This is a genomic window from Marilutibacter chinensis, assembly GCF_021725675.1.
GTDB lineage: Bacteria > Pseudomonadota > Gammaproteobacteria > Xanthomonadales > Xanthomonadaceae > Marilutibacter > Marilutibacter chinensis.
In genome coordinates, this window is the sequence record NZ_JAKJPO010000018.1 from 77,214 (window position 1) to 94,958 (window position 17,745).

General features: G+C 69.0%; 17 protein-coding genes. 6 read left to right on the forward strand and 11 right to left on the reverse strand.

Annotated features, from left to right (window positions below):
• Position 1 precedes the first annotated feature (1 nt).
• From L3V18_RS17695 to L3V18_RS17730, 8 genes are all read right to left on the reverse strand, one after another.
• The gene (locus tag L3V18_RS17695; protein WP_237056722.1) at positions 2-922 is read right to left on the reverse strand and encodes a hypothetical protein; all 921 of its coding nucleotides are present in this window, start codon (positions 920-922) and stop codon (positions 2-4) included.
• Positions 919-2,529 (reverse strand): TadE/TadG family type IV pilus assembly protein, encoded by a 1,611-nt coding sequence (locus L3V18_RS17700; protein WP_237056724.1) that lies wholly within the window; start codon positions 2,527-2,529, stop codon positions 919-921. Before L3V18_RS17700 ends, L3V18_RS17695 begins: the two co-directional genes overlap by 4 nt.
• Positions 2,530-2,646: 117 nt before the next feature.
• On the reverse strand, positions 2,647-2,919 hold the full coding sequence (locus L3V18_RS17705) for a pilus assembly protein (protein ID WP_237056726.1): 273 nt from the start codon (positions 2,917-2,919) through the stop codon (positions 2,647-2,649).
• Between the two features lie 279 nt (positions 2,920-3,198).
• Positions 3,199-3,564, reverse strand: coding sequence for a hypothetical protein (locus tag L3V18_RS17710; RefSeq protein ID WP_237056727.1), 366 nt, complete (start codon positions 3,562-3,564; stop codon positions 3,199-3,201).
• Between the two features lie 255 nt (positions 3,565-3,819).
• The gene (locus tag L3V18_RS17715; RefSeq protein ID WP_237056729.1) at positions 3,820-4,338 is read right to left on the reverse strand and encodes a hypothetical protein; all 519 of its coding nucleotides are present in this window, start codon (positions 4,336-4,338) and stop codon (positions 3,820-3,822) included.
• 96 nt (positions 4,339-4,434) lie between these two features.
• Complete coding sequence (locus L3V18_RS17720) at positions 4,435-5,487, reverse strand: OmpA family protein (protein WP_237056731.1); 1,053 nt, start codon at positions 5,485-5,487, stop codon at positions 4,435-4,437.
• 406 nt (positions 5,488-5,893) lie between these two features.
• A complete protein-coding gene (locus L3V18_RS17725; RefSeq protein ID WP_237056733.1) occupies positions 5,894-6,706 on the reverse strand; it encodes an ABC transporter permease in 813 nt (270 codons plus the stop codon).
• The gene (locus L3V18_RS17730) at positions 6,703-7,737 is read right to left on the reverse strand and encodes an ABC transporter ATP-binding protein (protein WP_237056734.1); all 1,035 of its coding nucleotides are present in this window, start codon (positions 7,735-7,737) and stop codon (positions 6,703-6,705) included. The genes L3V18_RS17725 and L3V18_RS17730 overlap by 4 nt, the downstream gene beginning before the upstream one ends.
• A gap of 172 nt (positions 7,738-7,909) precedes the next feature.
• On the opposite strand from L3V18_RS17730, the gene L3V18_RS17735 reads away from it, so the two are divergent.
• The 5 genes from L3V18_RS17735 to L3V18_RS17755 all read left to right on the forward strand — a co-directional run bounded on the left by L3V18_RS17735 (position 7,910) and on the right by L3V18_RS17755 (position 13,497).
• Entirely contained in the window at positions 7,910-8,677 is a 768-nt protein-coding gene (locus L3V18_RS17735; protein WP_343226358.1) for a ferredoxin--NADP reductase, read from the forward strand.
• Entirely contained in the window at positions 8,674-9,870 is a 1,197-nt protein-coding gene (locus tag L3V18_RS17740; protein ID WP_237056736.1) for a site-2 protease family protein, read from the forward strand. The genes L3V18_RS17735 and L3V18_RS17740 overlap by 4 nt, the downstream gene beginning before the upstream one ends.
• Before the next feature lie 110 nt (positions 9,871-9,980).
• Complete coding sequence (locus L3V18_RS17745) at positions 9,981-11,501, forward strand: alpha/beta hydrolase (RefSeq protein ID WP_237056738.1); 1,521 nt, start codon at positions 9,981-9,983, stop codon at positions 11,499-11,501.
• A 53-nt stretch (positions 11,502-11,554) separates the two neighbouring features.
• Positions 11,555-12,301 (forward strand): ABC transporter ATP-binding protein, encoded by a 747-nt coding sequence (locus L3V18_RS17750; RefSeq protein ID WP_237056740.1) that lies wholly within the window; start codon positions 11,555-11,557, stop codon positions 12,299-12,301.
• Complete coding sequence (locus tag L3V18_RS17755) at positions 12,298-13,497, forward strand: ABC transporter permease (protein ID WP_237056743.1); 1,200 nt, start codon at positions 12,298-12,300, stop codon at positions 13,495-13,497. The genes L3V18_RS17750 and L3V18_RS17755 overlap by 4 nt, the downstream gene beginning before the upstream one ends.
• A 533-nt stretch (positions 13,498-14,030) precedes the next feature.
• On the opposite strand, the gene L3V18_RS17760 is transcribed toward L3V18_RS17755, so the two are convergent.
• Both L3V18_RS17760 and mnmE read right to left on the reverse strand, forming a co-directional pair.
• The gene (locus tag L3V18_RS17760) at positions 14,031-15,059 is read right to left on the reverse strand and encodes an energy transducer TonB (protein ID WP_237056744.1); all 1,029 of its coding nucleotides are present in this window, start codon (positions 15,057-15,059) and stop codon (positions 14,031-14,033) included.
• A 212-nt stretch (positions 15,060-15,271) separates the two neighbouring features.
• Positions 15,272-16,636, reverse strand: a complete 1,365-nt coding sequence (gene mnmE / locus L3V18_RS17765) for a tRNA uridine-5-carboxymethylaminomethyl(34) synthesis GTPase MnmE (protein WP_237056745.1) — start codon at positions 16,634-16,636, stop codon at positions 15,272-15,274.
• Positions 16,637-17,144: 508 nt separating this feature from the next.
• Here mnmE and L3V18_RS17770 point away from each other — a divergent pair.
• On the forward strand, positions 17,145-17,420 hold the full coding sequence (locus tag L3V18_RS17770) for a hypothetical protein (protein ID WP_237056746.1): 276 nt from the start codon (positions 17,145-17,147) through the stop codon (positions 17,418-17,420).
• Between the two features lie 68 nt (positions 17,421-17,488).
• Here the strand turns inward: L3V18_RS17770 and L3V18_RS17775 are convergent.
• On the reverse strand, positions 17,489-17,745 hold a 257-nt coding region (locus tag L3V18_RS17775; protein WP_237052576.1), incomplete at its 5' end, for a transposase.

The following is a 17,745-nucleotide window of genomic DNA, read 5'->3' on the forward strand; positions in this document are numbered from 1 at the left end:
GTCACACCCCCTCCTGTCCTTCGGCTTCCGCCGGCAGCAACGCATTCCGGCTCCAGGGCTCGCCAAGCATGAACCGGCTCAACGTGATCCGCACTCCGTTTCCGTTCGCCGGCTCCTGGCGCAGGATGATCTCGTGCTCGGACAGGCTGTCGGTGGTCTGGAAATAGCCGGGCGACGCCTGGAACCCCCATTCCCCGCCACCGGTCCACTTGCATACGGTCCCCTGCGACGAGCTCCACTCCCGGCAGGGCTGCCCCTGCACTTCCATCTTTGCCGAGCCTTCCGCTCCGGCCGCCGTATCGAGTTCCGGATCGACCGCGTAGCGAAGCAGCCCGTCCGGATCCCCCGGTCCATCGCTCGCCACCGTCATGCCGGGCAGCTCGTAGGCGACCGACTGTTCGGCATCGAAGTACTCGTGGACGCCGGAATGGGCGAGGGTGAAATGACACTGGTTGACGTCGCCACTGTTGGCCAGATCCCAGTATTCCCGGCGCAGGGCGATGCGTTCGGGGGTGACCCACCACTGCAGCCGTCCGGTGCCCAGCAGCGCGCTGTCCTCGGCCGACAATGGCATGGTCGACACGCCGGCCTGCTGGCAGGCATCCAGCATCGCCCGGTACTCGGCCTGTCCGGCGTTGCCCCCGTCGACCAGGGTCTCGACCCGCGCATCGGCGTACACGGTGGGCATGTCGGCCGAGGCTGCGACCTCCCCGTCCGCTTCCGCGGCGCAGCCCGCCATCGCGAGCGCCGCCACCGCCAGCAACGATGCGGGCAGACAGGCGCGGCGCCCGTCTCGGCGGGTGCCCTTCGATTCCGGGTACTTCGACTTCTCGTCCATCGACTCCAGGTCCTTCGACTTCGTGCGCTTCAACTGCAGGCTCTTCAACTGCAGGTCCTTCAACTGCGAAACCGTCCCGGTCATGGACCGGTCACCAGCGAACCGATCCCGACCTTCGTGTAGACCGAGTTCGGTGTTTCGATCAGGCGCGCCTGCCAGTACGGACTGAACAGGTTGCCCATCTCGAGCTGGTCGTCGCTGGACGGCCGACCGTTCCAGCTGCGCGGGACCATGCGCCTGAACAGCGCGCTGTATGGCGCCCGGTTGAAATAGACCTGCGCCGTCGAGATCGCGGTCAGCTTGCTGGCGTTGCTCCTGAGTTCGAGCTTGCCGCCGGCCGGCGCACCGATGCCATCGATGTCCTGGCTGGTACGCGCGTTCCTGCGGTCGCTGGAGACGTAGACCGAGAAGATCGGTCCGGCCTTGTCGTTGTCGGCATCCGGATTCTCGGCGAAGCCGCGACGGACATCGTCGTAGTCGCGCAGCCCCTGATAGCCGGTGAAATAGGCGTCGTCGCGCTTGGTGTAGGTCCGCTGGGTGATGTTGCGGTACGGGAACGGCTTGGACAGGTTCACCGAGGGCTGGTTCGCCGCCAGCTGCTTCGCCACCCAGTTGGTCGCCCCGCTGTACTGCGCGTAGGTCGGCTGGCGGTTGTGATAGTAGGCACGCCAGCCGTTGCCGCGGCCGTTCCTTCCGCCCGCACGGATGCCGGGAAAGAACTTCGGTCGCGGCTGCATGTTCTCGACCGCCTGCGCGCCGCCCCAGCCCATCGGCACGCTGATGTCGTCCAGCGGCCACGGCAGGTTGATCTTCAGTTGCAGGGTGTCGACGGCCGCCCAGCGGTTGTAGTCGACCATGTCGGTACCGCCGTTCGCCGGGAGCTTGATGATCAGCAGACTGTTGCGCTGGCTGCGGTCGGCGCTGAAGCGGTCGCGCGACTCCATCACCACGTTGCGGTAGCGGTCCATGCCGGCCGTGCGCCGGTTGCGGCCGGGCAGGTCGTGTTTCTGCAGGAAGCTGTTGGGCCCGTCGGACGCTGCCTGCGTCAACTGCTGGCCCAGCACCACCCAGCCGGTCGCATCGATCTCGGCGGTGGGATCGTTCTCCTTCAATACGTCCTTGGCGATCTGGGCGGCTTCGATGCCGCCCCAGCGCACGAAGGTCCGCGCCGCGCCGGCCAGCAGGCCGTTGAGTCCGTCCAGTGCCTGGATCGCGGTGGAGGCCACCGGCCTGTATGCGGTACGAATGCCGCCGACCACCACTTCGCCGGCCTTGTACACGGCCTGCATGGCCGCGAACACGGAGCCGACGTAGGGGATGTATTTGAGCCAGTCCAGCGCCTCGATGAACAGCGCGGTGTGCGCATGCAGGTAGTTGGTCCACGACCAGATGCTGACCAGCTGCGCGATCGCGACCTCGTTCGCGACCCGTCCCCGGTTCATGTAGGCGGCGAAATTCAGCGTGCGCGCCTGCTGCACGGCCACGCTGTAGGCCGCAGCATCGGCGCTGTTGACCAGTTGCACCTTCTTGTTGACCGACTGTCCGGTGTCGAACACCAGGATCAGGCCCAGGCACAGGATCGATACGAGCACGACAAACAGCACCAGCGCCTGGCCACGGACGTTGTTGCGGCCGCCAGGACGTCGGGCATTGCGCATGCGTGCGCGCAGGTTTGGCGTAGACAGCTGCATGACGGCTCCTTCCCTTTCGAGCACGAACGCCGACCAGCAGCCGGCTCAAGCCCGCTGGTCGTTCATCGTCAGCACGGGTCCCGTGCCCCGGTCAGCACCGGGGCACGGGCAATGACATCAACGCGCGTTGTCGTTGGTGTACTTGTCCAGACCCTTGTTCTTGCTTTCCTTCTCCGCCTTGTCGGCGGACTTCTGGGCCTTGTCGATGGCCGAGCCGGCCGACTGACCCGAAAGCTCCTTGGCCATGCCGCCGACCTGCGAGCGCACGGTACCGCCGAAGAAGGTGAACACCGCGATGGCGGCGATAGCGATCAGCGCGACGATGACGATGTACTCGGTCATGCCCTGACCGCGCTGACGGGTTCCAAAACGACGCTGCTTGAGTTCCATGAGAAAAATCTCTCCATCTCGATTGCACGAATCCCTGGCACCACCACGGCATCCAGGGTGTGGCGTGTGAGGTAGCGGAAGCTACCAGTCCCCATCCTGCGCCCCCGCAAAAAGGACGAACTACGTCACATTTCGCCGCGCAGGGTTAGGACGAACGTACACTGCCGAAATGACAAGTTCAAGACTCGGGCGTACGGCGCGCCTGCGCGGACGCCGCCCGCACGGAAGCGCAGGCACGACGCCGGACCGGTTGAACCCAGACGGAAAGAGAAGCGAGGGCTACTGCGACATCGCCGACATCTGCTGCCTGATGTCGTTGCAGGCCCGGGTGCGCTCGGCCGGCGACATCGCGCCCCAGCGTCGGGAGATCTCGGCATCGGCGGCGGCGAACGCCTGCTCGAACGAGGCGGCATCCAGGCCCCGCTCGAGATGGGTCGCCTTCTGCTGCTGCTTCAGCGCTGCGAGCTCCTGGTCGGAATAGTCGCCGCAGGCCTTGGCGGTCGCATGCATCATGCCGCCGAGCTTGGTCATCTGCGCGGCCATGCCGGCAGGCCCGCCCTGCTGGGCGAACGCGATCAGCGGGACGGCGGCAGCGGCGAGGACGAGGCTGCGGGCGGAGGAATGGATCTTCTTGGTTGCGGACACGGAGGCGCTCCTTGCGTTCAGAGAATCTGGAGGCGGGGCGGAATTACCGAGACAGCACCCAACCTTCGGAGCCAGACCATACCAACTCGCAGGAGCCGCTTTCGCGCATGCAACGCCCGGCATTCAGCGTGATATCAGAAACGGAGCGTGTCGCATGACATCCGTCACGCGGTCACAGTGACTGGATTCAATCCCGCCGTGCCGGCCGCATTTCGACTCGCGACGAGCGGACCCCAACCTGTACCGCCGCATCGCTCAGGGCCGATACGGCGGTATCCCGTAGTCCTTCGCCAGATCGTCCGGACAGCCGTTGAAACGCAGGATGGATTCGATCTTCCCGCGGTTGATCGCATCCTGCACCTGGCCCAGCGTCCGCGAGGACTCGCCCTTCAACGCCGGGATCGATGCCGCGATCTCGTCGCGATAGTCGTCCCACCTGGACCGCGGGATGATCGACAGCAGCCTGTCCACTTCGGCGCCGGCAACGCGCGCGTATCGAGTGCTCTCCTCACTGCCGGATCGCGTGCCGGTGGGGGCCCGTCCCGAACGGACCGCGATCCGCTCGTCGATGATCTCCACCAGTTCCTCGAACCGGCCGATCAGCACCTGCCTCTCCGCTTCCGGCAGTCGGTCCAGCGGAGGAATCTCCTCACGCCTGGCGCGCTCATATTCGGCGATCGCCGCGCTGGGGTCGCAGGAGATGCGCACCGGCTCATCCGCATGGGCGGCCGAAACCAGTCCGAACGCAAAGACGCTGGACAACAGTCCCTTCATCTCCATTCTCCCTGGCCCGCCGTTGAAGGCGGGCCGCTTCCGCCACCTACGCGATCGTTCCGCGCCGCACACGACACACGCATGCGCCGCGATCGATCAGATCCTGACCAGCTCGACCCTGCGGTTCTTCGCGCGTCCGCCCTCGGTCGCGTTGTCGGCGACCGGCTCGCTCTGGCCCAGCCCCTGCGCCTGCAGTCGCGAGCCATCGATGCCGCGCGCGATCAGCGCGGCGACCACGGATCGCGCGCGGGCCTCCGACAGCGCCTGGTTGTGGGCGGCGTCGCCGGTCGCGTCGGTGTGGCCGTTGATCGACAGCTTCAGCGCGGGATCGCCGTTCAGCAGGTTGGCGACCTGCTCGATCTGCGGCATCGAGCCGGGCAGGATGTCGGCCTTGTCGACCGCGAAGTTGACCTGCATCGCGACCTTGCCGTGGGTGTCGATCTCGCGCTTGAGCGCATCGGCCGGCAGCAGGCTGGCAGTGGGTTCGAACGCCCTGGCCTCGACGATGATCAGGCCGGCGCCGGCGCTGTCGCTGCACAGGTGCAGCCAGACGGTCTTGTCGGCGTTGCGGATCACGTAGGTCTGCACGGGGTTGTTGTAGACGTCGCCCCAGCCGTCGACCAGGTTCTTGCGGACGTCGCGGCTGACGCCTTCGAGCACCTCCGGCGCGATCGCCGAGTCGGTCACCATCACGCCGCCGGCCTGCTCGACCACGTGCTGGATGTTGCGCTCCAGTTCGAGGTCGGAGTAGGTGTGTCCCGATCGTTCCTGGATCGTCGCCAGGTAGGCCTTGCCCTCGACGTCCTCCAAGCGGTCGCCGGTCCAGAACGGCACCCGGGCGAGACTCAGCGTCTGCTCGTTGATCGCCTCGTAGCCGTCCGGCAGCGTGATGAACGGAAACGCGCCCAGCGCGCGATCGGACACCGGCACCGACTCGAGGTCGAAACCGGCGGGCTTCGCGGGTTCGGACGCCGGCGCCGCCTCGGGGTCGGCGTGAGCGTCGCCCGTGGCCTGGTCGGCCGCCGCCGTGGTCTCGGTGTCCTGCGCCGCGACGGGCGGCTCCTGACGGTTGCAGGCGGCCAGCACGCCGATCGCCATCGCCACGATCACGCCCTGTCGCATCATGCTCTTCGAACGCCGGATATCCATTCTCGCTCCTTGCTGCTGTTGTGAGATCTGTTGCCGTGGGAGACGGACCGCCGCTGCGCGCGAACCTGCCTGCACAGGAACGGCAGGTCGGCGATCCCGCGGGTCGTACTGCACGGGCCGACACGGGCCGGTCCCGTGCTCCGCCGTTGCGATCCGCTCCGGCCATCATATCGGCGCGGGTACTACAGATTGTCGGTGCGGTTCGGAACGGTGACCGGGATAACACCCCGGGGCCGCCGATCGCACGCGGCCCGGGCAGCGCGCGGCGGCGACCTTCGATGGGCGCGGTTGTCAGGCCGCGCCAGCGCGGTTGTCGCCAAGTCGAGCGAGCCGGTCCGGGCCGGCGTGCACTGCAGCATCGCAGGCGTCAGGGCCGGTGCTGCGGCGGCCGACGCGGCCAGTGCCCTCAGCTGCGCAGGCCGACGCCTCTCTTCAGGAGGGTCAGGCCGACCGCGGCGAGCACCACGACGAAGCCCAGCATCAGCGCGTAGGCCACCCACAACGGCACGTCGCTGACGCCGAGCAGGCCGTAGCGGAACGCGTTGACCATGTAGAAGATCGGGTTGGCGTGGGTCATCGCCTCGGCCCACCCCGGCAGCAGGGTGACCGAATAGAACACGCCGCCCAGGTAGGTCAGCGGCGTCAGGATGAAGGTCGGAACGATGGCGATATCGTCGAATTTCTTCGCATAGACCGCGTTGACGAAACCGGCCAGGGCGAAGATCGTCGCCCCCAACAGCACCGTGCTCAGGGTCACGAACGGATGCGGGATGCGCACGGTGGTGAACAGCATCGCGATGCACAGCACGATCACGCCAACCGCCAGGCCGCGCGCGACCGCTCCGGCGACATAGCCGGTCAGGATCACCCAGTTCGGCATCGGGCTGACCAGCAGCTCCTCGACGTGGCGGCCGAACTTGGCGCCGAAGAAGCTGGACGAAATGTTGCCGTAGCTGTTCTGGATCACGCTCATCATCACCAGGCCCGGGACGATGAAATCCATGTAGCCGATCCCGTCCATGGTGCCGATCCGCGAGCCGATCAAGCCGCCAAAGATCAGGAAGTACAGGGTCATCGTGATCGCGGGCGGCACCAGGGTCTGGCCCCAGATGCGCAGGATGCGGGTGATCTCTCGGCGCACGATCGTGCCCAGCGCGACCAGGTTGCGGCGCGTGGGCGTGGTGGCCTCGAAGCCGGTGTCGGTATCGCGGATGTTCATGCGGTGGGCTCGGGTGCGACCTGCGCGGTACTGCCGGCGGCGCTGTCGACGGCGTTCTCGCCCGTCATGCGCACGAACAGTTCCTCCAGGCGGTTGGACTTGGTGCGCATCGAACGCACGCGGATGCCGGCCTCGCCGAGGGCCGCGAACACGCGGTTCAGATCCATCGAGCGCGGCATTTCGACATCAAGGGTGTGATCGTCCGTGGCGACGATGCTCGTACCCTCGATGGCCGGCAGCCGCGCCGGCAGGGTGCCGTCGATGTCGAACAGGAAGCCCTCGACATCGAGCCGCGCCAGCAGCGCCTTCATCGGACCGGCGGCGACGATGCTGCCGCGGTCGATGATCGCCAGGTTGCGGCACAGGCTCTCGGCTTCCTCCAGGTAATGCGTGGTCAGGATGATCGTGGTGCCGGCGGCGTTGATCTCGCGCAGCGTCTGCCACATGCCGCGGCGGATCTCGATGTCGACCCCGGCGGTGGGCTCGTCGAGGATCAGCAGGCGTGGCCGGGTCATCATCGCGCGGGCGATCATCAGCCGGCGCTTCATGCCGCCGGACAGGGTGCGGCTCATCATCCGCGCCTTGTCCCACAGCTGCGCGCGGCGCAGTTCCTGTTCGGCGCGGACCAGCGCCTCGGCGCGCGGGATGCCGTAGAAGCCGGCGTAGTTGACCAGGATGTCGAGCGGCTTCTCGAACATGTTGAAGTTCAGCTCCTGCGGCACCAGGCCGATCAGGCGCATCGAGGCCTCGCGGTCGCGGGACAGGTCGGTGCCGAACACCTCGACCGAACCGCCGCTGAGGTTGACCAGCGAACTGACGATGCCGATCAGGGTGCTCTTGCCGGCTCCGTTGGGGCCGAGCAGGGCGAAGAAGTCGCCCTGCTCGACGTCGAGCGAAACGCCCTTCAGCGCCTCGACGCGGGTCTGGGCGCTGTTGCCGGCGTAGGTCTTGCGCAGATCGCGCACACTCAGGGCCGGCACCCTCGGGACCGGAGCCTGCGGTGCCGCGTCCGCGGCGGATTGCTCGTTCATTGCGGGGGTCATGACCAGGCCTGTGCCGCAGTCGTCGCGGCGATAGCCGTTATTATAGGCGGCCGACTGTACGCGCCTCCGGGCCACAGTGTTTCACCCGGTGCGGCGCGGCCTGGCGTAGCCTGAGCCGCCCCCCGTCGCGCCCGTACGACCCAGAGGACCGACCGACTCCGTGGCCATCCAGCACTTCCCGCTCAAGCTCGTGTCCCGTCGCATGCTCGCCCCGGCAGTGGGCCACTACGCCTTCGTCCGCGACGACGGCCAGCCGCTGGACTTCGTCCCGGGCCAGTTCATCCAGGTCCATTTCGCCTACGCCGACGGCACCGCGACCAAGCGTTCGTACTCGCTGGCGACCATCCACGACCACGCGATGGGCCCGGGCGAGGCGGTCGAGATCGCGGTCAGCTACGTGCCGGGCGGCGCCGCGACCGCGCTGTTCGAGAGCCTGGAGGTCGGCGGCAGGATCGATGCGAGCGGGCCGTTCGGCCGCTTCTGCCTGATGCCGGGCGATGCCAATGCCCGCTACCTGCTGATCGCGACCGGCACCGGGGTCACCCCGTACCGCGCGATGCTGCCGCAGCTGGAGGCGGCGATCCGCGATCGCGGCGTGCAGGTGGTGCTGCTGTTCGGCGCACGCACCCCGGCCGAGCTGCTGTACGGCGAGGAGTTCCGTGCATTCGCCGACCGGCATCCCGAACATTTCCGCTTCATCCCCTGCTTCTCGCGCGAGCTGCCTGCCGAAGGCAGCGCACATGCGCACGCCGACGTGCGCCATGGCTACGTGCAGCAGTTCCTGCCCGAGTTCGCGCCCGACCCCGCCGGCGACATCGCCTACCTGTGCGGCAACCCGAACATGGTCGACGCCTGCTTCGAAGCGCTGAAGGCGGACGGACTGGAGGTCAGGCAGATCCGCCGCGAGAAGTACGTCAGCAGCAAGTGAACGACACCGGTGCCACCACCTCCGATGCGCATGCGGCATTTCTCCCGCCGGCCGCAGCGGACACCGGCAGCACCCGGCGCCCGGGCAAGGCCGGCTTCCTGGTTTCCCTGTTCGCATGGATGCTGCTGGGCGGCTTCGTGGGCGCGCTCGGCGGACGCCTGGGGATCAGTCCTTCGGCCTGGATCGCCGACTGGGCGCCCACCGCCTCGGTGCCGCTGGCGCTGCTGTTCGCGCTGCTGACGGTCTGGCCCAACATCGTCGTGCACGAGGCCGGGCATGCGCTTGGCGGGATCGCCCGCGGCATGCACGCGATGGCGTTCGGCGTCGGTCCGCTGCGCTGGGAGCGCGGCGAGCACCGCTGGCGTTTCCGCCGCGGCCCGTGGCTGCGCGGCATCAGCGGCTTCGCCGCGCTGCTGCCGAAGGGCCGGCGCGGCCTGTCGCGCTTCGACCAAACTTGCTTCCTGTTCGGCGGCCCGCTCGCCAATCTGGCCACTGCCGCCCTGGCGCTGGCGCTGCTGACGTCCTGGATGGCTCCCGTGGCGATCGCGTCACTGCTGCTGGGAACCGCGCTTTCGGCGCTGTTCCTCGGGGTCCTGAACCTGATGCCGTTCCAGACCCAGGGCTGGCAGTCCGACGGACGCCAACTGCTCGACCTCGCCCGCCATTCGCCCGACGCCGTCATCCGCCAGCAGATACGACAGTTGATGGCCCTGACGCTGGCAGGCGTGCGCCCGCGGGAATGGCCCGAGGCGCTGATACCGGACCCGGCCGACGGCATATCGCCCGGGCTGGCGGTCAATGTCCAGATGCTGCGATTGAGCCGTGCGATGGACCGCGACGATGCCGTCGCCGCTGCGGAGGCGGCGCGACGCGCGACTTCGGGCTTCCATGAGCTGCCCGTTTCCGTGCGTCCACACCTGGCGATGGCGATGGCCGGCTATGCCGCCGTCATGTTGCGCGACCGCGCCGTACTGGCCGCATGGCGGCCGCTGTGCGAGGGCGGCCTCTTCGATCTGTCGGTGTTCCTGGACTGGCTCGACGCGGAGTCGGCCGCCCTCGACGGCGATGCGGCAACGGCCCGGGACAGGATATCGTCGGCCCGCGCCGGCCTGGACCGCCTGCCGGACCCGGTATCGGTGATGCAGCTGACGGAGTCCCTGGACACGCTGCAGGCCCGGCTTGCCGCGGGCTGACCGCATCATCGGCCTGCGCATCGCCGTCGCGCCCTGGACATCGGTCACGTTTATCGCGTCATGGCCGTCTGTCATGCTGTAGCGGATTGGCAAGGACAGATGGGGAAATCATGCGCACCACCCGATTGATGCCCGCCGCCGTGGCGCTGGCGCTTGCGGCCGCAGGATGCCAGCCGGCGGCACCCGCGCCGGAGACGAGCGATGCGAGCGTCCACCGCTACGGCGAGATCGCATTCGACCCCTGCGTGCTCGGGGGCGAACGCGGGATGCCCACGCTGGAAGCGCAATGCGGCAGTTTCGAGGTCGCCGAGAACCCGGCCGCGTCCGAAGGCCGCCGGATCGCGCTGGACATCGCCTGGCTGCCGGCCACCGGCAAGGGCGGCGGAACGGAAGACCCGGTGTTCTTCCTCGCCGGCGGGCCGGGCCAGGCCGCGACGGAGGTCGCGCCGGTGGTCGACATGGCGCTGAAGGACGTGCGCAAGCAGCGCGATGTCATCCTCGTCGACCAGCGCGGCACCGGCGGCTCCAATCCGCTGGACTGCCGCGATGCCGACGGCGAACCGCTGCAGATCGACCCCGCCGACACCGTCGACGCCGCCGCGGCCGAAGCCTATTTCGCACAGTGCCTGCGCTCGCTCGAGGGACGTGCCGATCCGCGCTTCTACACCACCGCGCATGCGGTCGCCGACCTCGACACGGTGCGCCAGGCGCTGGGCGTGGAACGGATCAACCTGGTCGGCGGCTCCTACGGCACGCGCGTGGCGCAGCAGTACGCGATGCGCCATCCGCAGCACACCCGCAGCGTGGTGCTCGACGGCGTCGCCCCGAACCGGCTGGTGATCGGCGGAGAGTTCGCGCGCATGCTCGACCGCGCGCTCGACCGCCAGTCCGCGCAGTGCGCGGCGCAGCCTGCATGCAAGGCTCGCTTCGGCGACGACCTGGTCGGCCGCATCCGCGCGCTGGAGACGACGCTGCGCGCCGCGCCGGTGGAGGTCGCCTATCACCACCCGACCACGTTCGCGGCGGATTCCGGCACCCTGGGCGCGGACACCGTCGTGGGCCTGGTCCACGGCGTGTCCTACGTCCCGCAGCTCAGTGCGCTGCTGCCGCTGGTGGTCGACGAGGCCGTGGACGGCCGCTACCAGCCGCTGATGTCGCTGGCACAGCTGTGGTCCGGACAGATGGAAGGCATGATGAACCTCGGCATGCAGCGCTCGGTGGTCTGTGCCGAGGACGCGCCCCGCTACACCCCCGACCCGGCCGACGCCGGCACCCTGATGGGGGCGGAAGCGGGCCCGCGCTTCTTCAGCGGTTGCGACAGCTGGCCGACCGGCGAGGTCGCCGAGGACTTCACCCGTCCCTATGGCGGCGACACCCCGACCCTGCTGCTGTCGGGCGAGCTGGATCCGGTCACCCCGCCCGAGTACGGCGAGGAAGTCGCCAAGGACCTGTCCAATGCGCGCCACTTCACCCTCAAGGGCCAGGGTCACGGGGTGATGGGGATCGGCTGCATGCCCCGGCTGATCGCGCAGTTCGTCGAATCGACCGATCCCGCTGCGCTCGACGCCAGCTGCCTGGACAGCCTCGACTACATCCCGCCGTTCACCTCCTACAACGGCTGGGCGCCCTGAGCGCGACGCCCGACGGCGGACGCGACGGCTCTCCCGGCACCACGGATCCATACATGATCATCGCAAACGACCTGCACAAGGCGTTCAAGACCAAGACCGGAACGGTCAAGGCGGTCGACGGCGTCAGCTTCCAGGCCCATGACGGCCAGATCACCGGACTGCTCGGCCCCAACGGCGCCGGCAAGACCACCACCCTGCGCATGCTGTACACGCTGATGACACCCGACTCCGGCGACATCCGCGTCGACGGCCTCGACGTCGCCGCCGAACCGACCGCGGTGCGGCGCGCGCTCGGCGTGCTGCCGGATGCGCGCGGCGTCTACAAGCGGCTGACCGCGCGCGAGAACATCGCCTACTTCGGCGAGCTGCACGGGCTGCCCGCGGCCGAGATAGCGCGCCGCACCGAGGCCCTGTCGAAGGCGCTCGACATGGACGACATCCTCGACCGCCAGACCGAGGGCTTCAGCCAGGGCCAGCGCACCAAGACCGCGATCGCGCGTGCGCTGGTGCACGACCCGCGCAACGTGATCCTCGACGAGCCGACCAACGGCCTGGACGTGATGACCACCCGGTCGATGCGCGAATTCCTCAGGCAGCTGCGCGCCGAGGGCCGCTGCGTGATCTTCTCCAGCCACATCATGCAGGAGGTCGCCGCGCTGTGTGACCGCATCGTGATCATCGCCAAGGGTCACGTGGTCGCGGCCGGCACCGCCGACGAGCTGCGCGAGCGCTTCGGCGAGCCCAACCTGGAGGACGCCTTCGTCAAGGCGATCGGCAGCACGGAGGGCCTGCAGGCATGAGCACGGTCAAGGCGCCCGGATTCTTCGCCACCCTGCTGTCGGTGATGCGCAAGGAACTGCGCGACATCGCCCGCGACCGCCGCACCCTCGCGCTGACCCTGCTGCTGGGGCCGCTGCTGTACCCAGCGATGCTGCTGGGCATGGGTTACCTGGCCGAACAGCGCGCGCGCACCCAGCTGGAGAAGGAGCTGGAGCTGCCGGTGGTCGGTGCCGAGCACGCGCCCAACCTGATCAAGTTCCTGGCAAGCCAGAGCATCAAGGCGGTGCCGGCGCCCGACGACCTGGAGGCGGCGATCGTCCGCCAGGACCACGACGTCGCCCTCGTCATCGGCGAGGACTACCGCGAGGACTGGGTGCAGGGCCGCTCGGCGTCGATCGAGATCCTCGCCGACAGCACACGTCGCAATGCCGAGATCCCGATCGCACGGGTGCGCGGCGTGCTCGACCGCTACCGCAGCCAGGTCGGCGCATTGCGGCTGATGGTGCGCGGCGTCGACCCGGCGGTGGCGCAACCGATCGCGGTCGGCACCCGCGACCTCGCCAGCGCACAGGCCAAGCGCGGGCAACTGCTGTCGGTGCTGCTGCCGTACCTGCTGATCCTCAGCTCGTTCCTCGGCGGCGCCTACCTGATCATCGACGCCACCGCCGGCGAACGCGAACGGCAGTCGCTGGAACCGCTGCTGGCCACGCCGGCCCCGCGCGGCGGCATCGTCAGCGGCAAGATCGCCGCCGCCTGCGCGCTCGGCCTGGTGTCGCTGCTGCTGACCCTGCTCGCGTTCAAGGGCACCGCGCTGATCGCGACCGACGTGGCCAAGATGCTCGACGTCAGCTTCGTCGCGATCGCCAAGATGCTGTTCATCCTGCTGCCGATGCTGCTGATCGGCACCTCGCTGCTGACCTTCCTCGCCGCCTCGGCCAAGAGCATGAAGGAGGCGCAGAGCCATACCGTCTGGCTGATGCTGCTGCCGATGGTGCCGACCTTCGTGTTGATGGTGAACCCGATCAAGTCGCAGCTGTGGCAGTACGTGGTGCCGTTCCTGGCCCAGAACCAGCTGCTGCTGAAGGTGATCCGTGCCGAGCCGATCAGCACCCAGGTGTGGGCGGTGTACCTTGCCGCGGGCCTCGGTCTGGCCGCGCTGCTGTGGTTCGCCGCCGTGCACCGCTACCGCCAGGAGCGGCTGGCGATCGCCGGCTGAGCAAGGCATCACCGCGACACGGACGGGCCCGGCCGATGTCGGGCCCGTCTGCGTCCGGGGCGGGAATCGCGGCTTACGCCGCTCCTACGAAATCCCGGGGCATGCGCTCGCGACGGGTGCCGCCTCTCCTACGAAATCCCGGGGCATGCGCTCGCGGTGAGCGTCGCCTCTTCGCAAGAGCGGCGTAAGCCGCGATGGTTTCCCGGAACGCGAGCTCGTGCGCATGCATGAAGGCCGATGCACGGAGCATCGGCCTTCTCAGGGCTCCGCGCTCGATCCGGTTACCGGGCGGGCTCCGGTCTTGGTGGGCGGCTTCTGGACATGCCCGATGCCGTCCTTGGCGTCACAACATCGGCTTCGGGTCGTCCGGCCTGATTGGCCGGCCCGTCGCAGCGGGATGAGCGCTCACCCGCGGCGCGAGGAAGTGTCTCGGTGCACGGCTTTTGAAGATGATCGATGCCATCCATGGCGTCATATCGTCGGCTTCGGGTCGTCCGGCCCCGCGCGGGCCAGCGGCCCGCGGGTGCGGGGGCTCACCCCCCCGGGTTGAAGCCGATGGTGCGGCGGGTGGTCACTTCATTGGCGAGCGGCTGGAAGCGCCAGCTGCGGACCGCGGCGACCGCTTCGCGATCGAACACGCGCGGCGGGTTGGAGCGCACCACGCGGGCACTGGTCACCGAGCCGTCGGTGCCGACGGTGAACTCGATCTGCACCTCGCCCGAAGTGCCGGCGCGCAGCGCTTCCGGCGGGAAGCGCGGGGCCGGGGTCGACAGCGGGCGCAGGTCCGCGGCGGTCGCCCGGACCGGCTCGGCGGCGCGCTGCTCGGCGGCACGGCGTTCGGCGGCGCGGCGCTCGGCGGCCTGCTGCTCGGCGGCGATCCGGTCGGCCTCGGCCTGCTCGGCACGCTGGCGCTCGGCTTCCTGTTCGGCGGCGAGCTGGCGCGCGGCCTCCTGCTGCTGGCGCTGCTGATCGGCCAGGCGCTGGCGCTCCAGCTCTTCCTGGCGGCGGGCCTGCTCCTCGGCGGTGACCTTCTCCTGCTCGGCGCGCTGGGCGGCCGCGGCCTGCTGGGTGCCGATGCTGCTCTTCAGGCGCGCCAGCGCCGGATGCTGGGCATCGGCCCTTTCCAGAAGCGCCGCCAGGCGTTGCGCCTCGCTGAAGTCCTCACGCTGCACACTCTGCTCGATCGCGATCACGGTCATCGGCAGCAGATCGGTCAGCGCGCTGGACACCGCGGCGTCGGCCGGCGCCTTCTCGCGCAGGGCCAGGTAGTACTCGACCGCGTTGTCCTCGGCCGGCGCGTACAGGCGGTTCTCGGCATAGGCGTTGCGCGCGGCCTCGCGCAGCTCGTCGGCGCTGAGGGCGTTGACCTTGTCCGAAACCGCGGTTTCAGCGGTGACCGCCGGCTCGGCAGGAGCCTCGGCCGTCGCTGCGGGCGCGGGCGCGGTGGGTGTCGGCTCGTCCTTGCCGCAGGCGGCGAGGGCCAGAGCGAGCGCGACCAGCAGCACGGTGCGGCCGACCCCGCGCTGCGAACGCGCCTGATCATGGATACGGTGTGACGTCATTGCTGAAACTCTCCCCTGATTTGCTCGTGTGCGAGCCGCGCTCTTCATCGCCTCTTCACGGGGGCTTTGTCAAGCGCGTCCGCCTGCCGGGGCCATGATACGCCGCACGGCTCCCATGGACCGGAGGACCGGCCCTCGCCGCGGCGATTCCATGCCGAAAAGCTGAACAGGCCGACTGCGATCGCCGGGGCCGCCGGACGGCCATCCGTCGCCTACTTGCCGATGCAGAAGCTGGAGAAGATGTGGCCGAGCAGGTCGTCGGCATGGACCCGGCCGGTGATCTCGCCGAGCCGGTCGTGGGCCTGCCGCAGCGCCTCCGCGGCCAGTTCCAGCACTTCGTGATCGAGCTGCAGCCGGGCCTCGCCCAGCTCGGCGGCGGTCGCCTGCAGCGCCTCGACGTGGCGCGTGCGGGCGGTGAACGCACCCGCCTCGCCAGCACCGGCATAGCGCCGTGCCCGCTCGCCCAGCGCGGCGTGCAGCGCGGCCAGGCCGGCGCCGGTGTGCGCCGACACCCGCAGCGCGACCGCGTCGCCTAGGGTCGCGTCGGTGGTTTCGCTGGCGGGCGTGCCGAGCAGGTCGATCTTGTTGTGGACCCACAGGTGCTGCGGGACTTCGGCGATCGCATCGGCGACCGCGCGGCGGCCGGCCGCCGGGTCGCACGCGTCGAGCACGACGATCGCCAGGTCGGCGCGGCCCAGCTCGGCACCGGCGCGGCGCATGCCCTCGCGCTCGATCGCGTCGCCGCCCTCGCGCAGGCCGGCGGTATCGACCAGGGTCATCTCCACGCCATCGACCCGCAGGGTCTCGTGCAGCAGGTCGCGGGTGGTGCCGGCGATCTCGGTGACGATCGCCCGCTCGCTGCCGGCCAGCGCGTTGAGCAGCGAGCTCTTGCCGGCGTTGGGCGGGCCGACGATCACCGCGTGCAGGCCGTCGCGCAGGCGGCGGCCGCGCTCGGCGGCCTGCAGCAGGGCGTCGAGGTCGTCCGCGATCCGCGCCAGCTTCGCCTTCAGCGCGCCGCCGCCGAGGGTGTCGATCGGCTCGTCGACGAAGTCGATCGCCGCCTCCACGTGCACCCGCACCGCCAGCAGATCGGCAGCCAGCGCCTCGACCCGGCGCGAGAACTCGCCGTCCAGCGCGCGACGGGCCGCCCGCGCGGCCTGCAGGTCGGCGGCGGCGATCAGGTCGGCGATCGCCTCGGCCTGGGCCAGGTCGACGCGGCCCTCCAGGAACGCACGCTCGCTGAACTCCCCCGCCCGCGCCCGCCGCGCGCCGAGCGCGACGCAGGCGGCGACCAGCGCCTGCAGCACCGCCGGACTGCCGTGCGCCTGCAGCTCGACCACGTCCTCGCCGGTGAAGCTCGCAGGCGCGGCGAAATACAAAGCGATGCCGTCGTCCAGCACCTCGCCGGCACCGTCGTGGAAGCGTGCGTGATGCGCATGCCGCACCCGCAGCCCGCGCCGGCACAGCGCCTCGCCGATCGCCCGCGCCCGCGGCCCCGACAAGCGCACGATCCCGACCCCGCCGGGACCTGCGGCGGTGGCGATCGCGGCGATGGTGTCGCGGTGGGCGGTGGTCATGCGGATATGGTCGCATGCAGGGGTGGGGCCCGGCCTGATCGCCGGGCTGCTGGGGCTGTTGGGAACGTCGTTCGGCATGGCATGCGGGAGCAGACACAGCGGGTGAGCTTGGGAAGGAGCCAGGTCCGCCGCCTGCGGAATGTCGGTAGCGCCAATCCGTGCCGGGTGGCCGAACGCAAGCCATCGCAACCCGACACCTTCATGCCCCGCCGCCCCGCCAGTGGCGATGCGCCTTGCCCCGCTCGAGTGGCCCCGCCCCAAAAAGCTGCTTCTGCCGGGATTACCGTCCGGATAGCACCTCATTTTCGGGCTGATACTTCATGGCAGCCCGAATCCGGGGCATCCGACGGCGTGATGACCGGTCCAGCATCCCGGCCGCCACGAGAAAGTCATTGATCCTTCCCGGGAACTTTCCGATTGACGCGCTTCAACAGCCAGTCAAGAATCGGATATCACCCCGTTTTGGGGGTCTACTAGTAAGTTAGGCCGCTATCAGGAGTTATCGCAAATGGAAAGAGCACAAGCTGACGCAGCCGCTCAAGCCGTCTTGGAACCGCACCTTCGCGCGCAAGAAGCAAGGAACGAGGAGATTCGTGCCAACCGTGCTGCGGAGGATGCGCTTATTGCCCGCAAACGTCGGATTGCATGGTTCGTTCTTGCTGGGTCCGGTGTCGGCGCTGTCATCGCCCACTTCAGTGGGTTCCGCTTCTCCCTTGGCATCATTTGGGGCGGTCTGGCGGGTTCTGCAATCGGCTGGCTGGCCACGCGTCGGGCAGCGGCCTAACAATTCATTCAAGCCGAAGCCGCTTCGCGGCTCGGCTTAATTCAGCAACTGTCTTGTGAGCCTAGCTGTCAGGCAGTTAAGGCCCCTTCCGCACGCAGCTCGTCACGCCGTCTGGCATTGACGATGCCCAGCAGCTTGCGCATGCAGGCGACCAGCGCGACCTTGCCCAGTTTTCCGCGGGCCCGCAGTTGCTGATAGTGCGCTTTCATCAGCGGATCCCAGCGTACGGCCGAGAGCGTGGCCATGTAGAGCGCCACCCGCATCGGGGCTCGTCCGCCACGAACGCGGCGCTTGCCTTGGCTTTGCCCGCTGTCGCGATTCATCG